The 664-nt window shown below is 35.1% G+C and carries 2 protein-coding genes; both read left to right on the top strand.

All coding sequences use genetic code 11. The features are described 5' to 3' along the window. Positions 1-19 precede the first annotated feature (19 nt). Positions 20-376, top strand: coding sequence for a hypothetical protein (locus BVH02_RS12445; protein ID WP_086501781.1), 357 nt, complete (start codon positions 20-22; stop codon positions 374-376). Next, positions 373-664 (top strand): hypothetical protein (locus tag BVH02_RS12440; RefSeq protein WP_143244213.1); only part of this gene is annotated, 292 nt, incomplete at its 3' end. The genes BVH02_RS12445 and BVH02_RS12440, both read left to right, overlap by 4 nt.

The following is a 664-nucleotide window of genomic DNA, read 5'->3' as shown; positions in this document are numbered from 1 at the left end:
GTTGTACACTATTTGAAAAATGACCGAACTATCGGAGAAAATATATTACGCTGACCAAAATATTCTGAACAGAATTGAATCGGATTTTGAGCTAATCGACAGAAAAGATTGGTACAGACTATATCGGAACAAGAAGGACAACTCGTTTTGGCGATTAGATGAATGGGATAAATATCAGGAACAGTTGTTTGTTCGACTTGAATCGACTGAAAATTGGACGGCTTATGACGACAAAAAATTGAGAATGGAATTGCTAAAACACAATCGTGGAACGTCAGACAAAAAATGTATTTGGAAAGATTGTGACAGAAACGCTTTGACAGAAATGGCTTTTTGCGAATTTCATGCCTACACTGAAATGGGACTGAGAAAATGACATTCGAAGAATTTAGAAAAGATATAGAACATAAAATCAATTCACTAACAGAATTTGAACTGCAAGAATATCACTACGAGCCTTCCAGTTTCGGAAATGGAATTCTTGCCTATCGAATAAAAGGACAAAATCACAAATTTGTTTTTGACGGTAGAGAAAACGAGTTGACTTGGTTGGTTAGTAAACCGCACGAGAAATATTTTGGAGCAACATTCAAGGAGATTCTAAAAAAGAACGGACTCGAATTAGATTCAGATAGAATAGAAAAAGAAATAAAAAACAGTGCAC

The organism is Algoriphagus ratkowskyi, from assembly GCF_002150505.1.
GTDB lineage: Bacteria > Bacteroidota > Bacteroidia > Cytophagales > Cyclobacteriaceae > Algoriphagus > Algoriphagus ratkowskyi.
This window is presented reverse-complemented; position numbering and strand designations above follow the sequence as displayed.